5 protein-coding genes and 1 pseudogene are annotated in these 6,148 nt (G+C 72.6%); 2 read left to right on the top strand and 4 right to left on the bottom strand.

Annotated elements, in window-relative coordinates:
• The 3 genes from SSOG_RS55380 to SSOG_RS01355 form a co-directional block, all read right to left on the bottom strand.
• Nucleotides 1–1,048, bottom strand: a 1,048-nt coding sequence (locus SSOG_RS55380) for an RNA polymerase sigma factor (RefSeq protein WP_425385401.1), incomplete at its 3' end; no start/stop codon positions are given.
• Between the two features lie 38 nt (nucleotides 1,049–1,086).
• Entirely contained in the window at nucleotides 1,087–2,316 is a 1,230-nt protein-coding gene (locus SSOG_RS01360; RefSeq protein WP_039936271.1) for an alginate lyase family protein, read from the bottom strand.
• Nucleotides 2,317–2,409: 93 nt separating this feature from the next.
• Nucleotides 2,410–3,591, bottom strand: a complete 1,182-nt coding sequence (locus tag SSOG_RS01355) for an EstA family serine hydrolase (protein ID WP_039936270.1) — start codon at nucleotides 3,589–3,591, stop codon at nucleotides 2,410–2,412.
• Nucleotides 3,592–3,704: 113 nt separating this feature from the next.
• On the opposite strand from SSOG_RS01355, the gene SSOG_RS01350 reads away from it, so the two are divergent.
• Nucleotides 3,705–4,283, top strand: a complete 579-nt coding sequence (locus SSOG_RS01350) for a class I SAM-dependent methyltransferase (RefSeq protein ID WP_009712388.1) — start codon at nucleotides 3,705–3,707, stop codon at nucleotides 4,281–4,283.
• A gap of 84 nt (nucleotides 4,284–4,367) precedes the next feature.
• On the top strand, nucleotides 4,368–5,864 hold the full coding sequence (locus tag SSOG_RS01345; protein ID WP_009712387.1) for an MFS transporter: 1,497 nt from the start codon (nucleotides 4,368–4,370) through the stop codon (nucleotides 5,862–5,864).
• Here the strand turns inward: SSOG_RS01345 and SSOG_RS01340 are convergent.
• Nucleotides 5,837–6,148, bottom strand: a pseudogene (locus SSOG_RS01340) (hypothetical protein); the annotation flags it as partial. The gene SSOG_RS01345 and the pseudogene SSOG_RS01340 overlap by 28 nt on opposite strands.

Raw genomic sequence — 6,148 nt, 5'->3', positions numbered from 1 at the left:
GGCGCGAGGGCGACGGCGTCGTGGAGGGCGGGGGCGCGGACGACGGCGGGCGCGCCGTGCTCGCGGCGGTGGGCGGTGCGGCGCGCGGCGGGGGCTCGTCCGGCGGTTGCGTCACGACGTACGCGCCGCCCGCGGCGATGGCCGCCCCGGCGGTCACCGCCACCGCGGGCTTGGCCAGCGCGCCGAGCACCTTGGCCGACCAGCCCGCCGGAGCCGCGGCCGAGGCGGTGGCGGTAGCACCCGTGGCGGTGGCGGCCGCGGCCGCCGTCTTGCCGCCCAGCGCCGTCGCGAGGGTGAAGCCGACCGGCAGCGGCACCAGCGCGATGCCGACGAGCAGCCGCTCGGCCGGTACGGCGTCCTCGCGCCCTCCGGAACAGCGCGCACACCCCCGGATGTGCCGGGCCAGCCGCTTGCGCCACACCGAATCGGGCCGTCCGTCCCAGCCGTCGGCCACCTCGCGCAGGTCCGGGCACGAGGAGTCGAGCGCCCGGACGATGCCCCGCGCGGTCTCCAGGCGCGCCTTCATCCGCTGGACCCGCACGGCCGCGTGCTGACGGCTGATGCCGACGGCCGCGGCCAGCTCGCGCCGGGTGAGTTCGCCCGCGACCTCCAGCCACCACAGCGACAGCAGTTCCCGGTCCTCGTCGGCGAGCCAGCGCACCGCCTCCGTGACCTCCCGCCGCTGCCCCTCCAACTGGAGCCGCAGCACGGTCAGTTCGGCGAAGTCCGGGGCGCCGCGGGTGTCATCCGGCAGCGCGTCGGCGGTCCGCCGGCGCGCCCGGTCGCGTACCTGGCGCATGGCGATGGCGACCAGCCAGGACCGGAAGCCGTCCGGATCGCGCAGCGAGCCCAGGCCGTGGACGGCGCGCAGCATGGTCTCCTGCACGACGTCGTCCACATCCGCGTGGCCGTTCAGTGCCCGTCCGACGATGTTGTAGACGAGCGGCAGCCAGCCCTCGATCAGCTCGTCGAGGGCGCGCCGGTCGCCGTTCTGCGCCGCCGCGACGGTGGCGCGCCACTGCCGCCCGTTCACACTGCGCCCGTCCAAAACCTGCCCTTCCGCCGTCCCTTCCGTACCGGGTGCGATCACTTCGCGTAGAGGAGCGTCCCGAAGCCGAGCTGGTCGAAGCCTCCGCTGTTCGGCCCGTAGTCGCCGCCCCCGCCCTCGACGCCCACCTTCTCAGCCATCGCCGTGATGAAAGGGACGGACAGCCCGCGGCGCCGCGCGTAGTGGTAGCGCAAAGATGCCCAGACGGGGCGAATCTGACCACGTCCCGCGTCGGAGATCACCGTCTGCGACCGCTGGGCGCAGTTCTGGCCGGTGCCCCAGGTGTAGGTGGTGAAGGGCACGTCCTGTCCGAGGTTGTACTTGGCGACGTACTGGGCGGCCTTCATGAACCGGTTGTCGTCGTAGCCGTACAGGTCGACGCCCTGGTTCCAGGCCATCTCGCAGATCGCGCCCAGCTGCCCCATGCCCATCATGGTGTGGCCCTGGTCGCGGCCGCTCTCCTGCCACTGGGCGAGCCCCTGTTCGTCGTACACGAAGGGGATGGCGCGCCGGATGGCGCCGTTGCCCTCGCCGGACTTCATGTACGTCACGGCGCGGTCGAACGCGGTGGTGTCGTCGCGGACGATGCCGATCGCCATGAGCGACGCGGTGTTGCAGAGGTCCCAGTTGGCCCAGTAGTTGGTTACGCAGGCGTCGTTGTGGCGGGTGAGGAAGTCCTCGTTGAGCGGCTGGAAGACATGCTTCAGCATCGTCTGGAAGCGGGTGAGGTCAAAGCCGTCGTAGCCGCGCATCAGCTCGGCGGCGTTGGCGAACTGGTAGCCGTAGAGACCGGCGGCCAGGAAGCGGTCCGCGTTGCCGGTGATCTCCTTCAGCGTGGCCGACCAGGCGTTGAGGATCGCGACGGCGGTGTCGCCGTTCGCCTTGGTGCCGCCGATCCTCCAGCGCAGGGCGTTCTGGTAGGCGGCGTGGACGTCGTGGTACAGGGTGGGGTAGTTCTGGCCGGCGCCACCGCGGACGACGGTGGCCTGAGGCCTGGGCTGCCAGGTGCTCGCGGAGTGCCGGTTGGCGGTCAGTCTCTTCCAGCCCGCCAGCCACGGGTCGTCGCCCGCCGCCACCCGCACCTTGGCGCGGTGCAGATCCCCGGCGCTGTGCAGCGCTCCGGGATGCGCGACGTCCGCCGGGGCGGCCGAGGCTCCGCCCCCGGCGAGCGCGGCGACCCCGCCGCCGAGCGCCCCGGCCGCCACGAGGCCACCGCCGAGGGTGAAGAGGCCCCTGCGGCTGAGGCGGTGCTTGTTGTCGTGCGGCATGTGACTCAACTCCTGAACGGGATGACACGGAACGCTCAGGAGACGGAGCCACACCACCGCCGATAACAGTTTTTTCTCAGACCGACCGCAGTATCAGCGCAGTGCCGTGTACACCGCGTCGATCAGGGCCATCTTCCGGGGGTCGTCGGCGATGCGCGGCCCCATGCGGTTCATGACATAGCCGAGGCTGACCTGCGCTTCGGGATCGGCGTGGCCGCAGGAGCCGCCGAAGCCGTCGTGGCCGAACGCGCGGGGGTTGGGGCCGTACGAGTTGTTGGGGCCGCTCAGCCACACACCGAGCCCGGTTTCGGTGTCATGAGTGAAGCCGTGCCCCAGGATCAGGTCCCGGCACGCCCCCTGCCCCTCACGGACCCGCTCGACGGCCTCGGGCGAGAGCACCCGGTGGTCCCCGGACAGGCCATGGCGGGCGTAGATGCCGTACAGGGCGGCGATCGCACGGGCCGTCCCGTGGCCGTTGGCGGCCGGGATCTCGGCGGCCCGCCACCGCGGAGTGTTGGCCTCGGCGGCCCCGACGAGCGGATTGGCCAGCGCCGCGATCGCCACGGGCTCCAACTGGGCAAAGACCGCAGCCTGTTCACTGGACGCTGCGGCGGGCGGATGGACCAGCTCCGCCGCCCGCCCGGCCTCCTTCTCCGGCAGCCCGACGCTGAAATCGATGCCCAGCGGCCCGGAGATCTCCCGGCGCAGGAACTCCCCGGGCAGGACACCGGTGATGCGCCGGATCACCTCGCCGACCAAGTGGCCGTAGGTCATGGCGTGGTAGCCGGACGTCGTACCGGGCTCCCACCACGGCTCGGTGGCGGCCAGCCGCGCACAGGTCTTCTCCCAGTCGCACAGATCGGCCACGGTGTGCTTCTCCCGCAGCCCGGCAAGACCCGCCCGGTGGGAGAGCAGATAACGCACCGGCAGGGTGTCCTTGCCCGCCGCCGCGAACTCCGGCCAGTACGAGGCCACCGGGGCGTCGAAGTCCAGCAGCCCCCGGTCCGCCAGCACATGGGCGCACAGCGCCGTCACCCCCTTGGTGGTGGACCAGACGTTCGCCACGGTGTCGCGCTCCCACGCGCGTTCGCGCCGAGCATCCGCCCAACCGCCCCACAGATCCACCACGGTCCGCCCGTCCACGTGGACGGCCACCGCCGCACCCAGCTCCTCGCGCTCGGTGAAGTTGGCTTCGAACGCGGCACGCACGGCGGCGAACCGCGGGTCGCAGTGGCCTTCGATGCGCGGCGCGGGCGGCACGGACGCTTGCGTCATGGGGCACTCCCAACAGGTCTGTTCGGCAGACCTGCAACATACCGACTGGTTGGATCAACGAAAACCCGGGGAGGTCCTCCCGCAACCGCCACCACCCCCCGAGGAGCAGTCCGTTGGGACACACACGGCAGGACGAATGGGACGCCCACTACGCCGACGGAAAGATGTTCCGGCCCCTGAGGGACACCGAACGCGCACTGCTGTCCGCCCATGTGCCCGCCCCCGCCGGGGGCGGGCGTGCCCTCGATGTGGGCTGTGGCCTGGGCGAACTGGCCGCGCATCTGGCGTCGGTGGGATACACCGTCGACGCCGTCGACTGGGCCGGCAGCGCCCTCGACCGGGCCGGTGCCGAACACCCGGCGGGTGTGCGGTGGCTGCGCCTGGACGTCGAGCGGGACGACCTCGCCGTGCTGGGCCGGGACGGCTACGACCTGATCACGCTCCGGCTGGTCTATCCCTTCCTCCGCGACCGCACCCGGGCCATGGACGACCTCGGCCGTCGGCTGAGGGAGGGCGGCGCGATCGTGGTGGTCACACCGCTCGCCGCGACGACCCCGGAGAAGCGGCGGGACATCGCGCTGGACGAGACGGAGATCGACCTGCTGAGCACCGGATGGGAGCGGGTGGAGCGGCTCGACGCGGAAGGGCTGGCCATGCTGATCCTGCGCGGCCGGGTTCAACCGGCGGCTTGAGGGTTGTCCGCCCGTCGGCCCTGAACCATCGCCCGAGGGGCGAGCAAAAGTCTCCGGGATGGCTTCAACGAAACCCTTGAATTCATGGATCCCCAAGACATCGAACCGCCCCGGACGAAGACTGCCGCCCCCGACACCCTGCAACGACCCGCCCCCGCGCGGCGGCGGTGGTGGACGCTGCTGGCAGTGAGCGCGGCCCAGCTGCTCGTGGTGCTGGACGGGACGATCGTGAACATCGCGCTGCCCTCCGCGCAGAGCGGGCTCGGGATGTCCGATGCGAACCGGCAATGGGCGATCACCGCGTATGCCCTGGCCTTCGGCGGGTTGCTGCTGAGCGGGGGCCGGATCAGCGGCGCGCTGGGACACCGGCGGGCGTTCGTCATCGGCCTGGTCGGCTTCGCCGCGGCGTCCGCGCTGGGCGGGGCAGCCGTGGATCCCGGGATGTTCTTCGGGGCCCGGGCCCTCCAGGGTGTTTTCGCCGCCCTCCTCGCGCCCGCCGGGTTGTCGTTGCTGACCATGACGTTCACCGAGCCGCGCGAACGCGGCCGGGCGTTCGGTGTGTTCGCCGCGGTCGGCGCCGCCGGGTCGGCCCTCGGCCTGGTCGCCGGGGGACTGCTGACGGAGTACGCCAGCTGGCGATGGTGCCTGTACGTCAACGTCCCCCTCGCCCTCGTCGCCGTCCTCGGCACGGCCTTCGTGCCACCGGACCGCCCGGTCCGCGGCGGTGGACGGCTCGACATCGCGGGCGCACTGCTCAGCGCCACCGGGTTCGCCGCAGTCGTGTACGCCTTCAATGAGGCCGAACCGCTCGGCTGGGGCGCGCCGAAGGTGCTGGCGCTGCTGGTCGGGGGTGTCCTGCTGCTGGCCGCGTTCGCGGCCGTCGAGGTCCGGGCGCCCCGCCCGCTGCTGCCGATGCGGGTGCTTCTGCACCGGGCCCGCGCCGGTGCGTTCCTCTCGATCACGCTGATGTTCGTCGCGATGTTCGGCTTCTACCTGTTCATGAGCTATTACACCCAGACCGTCCTGGGCTATTCGCCGGTCCGGGCGGGCCTGACGCTCATCATCAACGCCCTGGCCGCCCTGTTCGGGTCCACCCTCGTCGCCGGAAGGCTGCACGGACGTGTCGCACCCGCGGCGTTGATCCTGCCCGGTCTGCTCGCCGCGGCCGCCGGGATGTTCGTCCTGACCCGCCTGACACCGCAGAGCACGGACATCCTGCCGCTCCACCTGGTGCCCGCCCTGGTGCTCACCGGGCTCGGTCTCGGCTGCGTCATGCCCCCGACGGCGAGCCTGGTCACCGCGGACATGCCCCGGACCGACGTCGGAGCCGCGTCGGCCGCGTACAACGCCTCCCAGCAACTGGGAGCCGCACTCGGCACCGCGCTGCTCAACACCATCGCGGCCAGCGCTACGGCGTCCCACCTGGCGTCGGCACAGGACGCCACGCCGACCGCGGCGTCCGTGCACGGCTACACCACCGCCCTGACGGTCGGCTTCGGTATCCTCCTCGCCGCCGCGTGCGTCGCCGCGGGATGCGGGGCGCCCGCCCGGCGTCAGGGGAGGGGTTCGACCTCCAGGTAGCGGTGGCGGCCGCGGCCGCGGTACTCCAGGGCCTCCCAGCCCAGCTCGCGCAGCACGCGAGCGCAGCGGCCCAGTTCCTCTCCCGCCGCGTACGCGGCGCCACTTCCCGGGGGTCCCAGCCACTCGACCCGGACCACCCCCGGCCGCTCGGCCTCGCCGCAGCGGTAACCCGGGGCCAGCCGGTGGCCGTCGGCGCCGACGGCCGAGGGTGGGATGGCCGCCGCCTCCAGGGCGAGGGCCACGGCCCGTACCGGCTGGTGCCGCTCCCACGGGGCGGGCGCGGC

This window comes from Streptomyces himastatinicus ATCC 53653 (assembly GCF_000158915.1).
In the GTDB taxonomy this organism is placed as follows: Bacteria; Actinomycetota; Actinomycetes; order Streptomycetales; family Streptomycetaceae; genus Streptomyces; species Streptomyces himastatinicus.
This window is presented reverse-complemented; position numbering and strand designations above follow the sequence as displayed.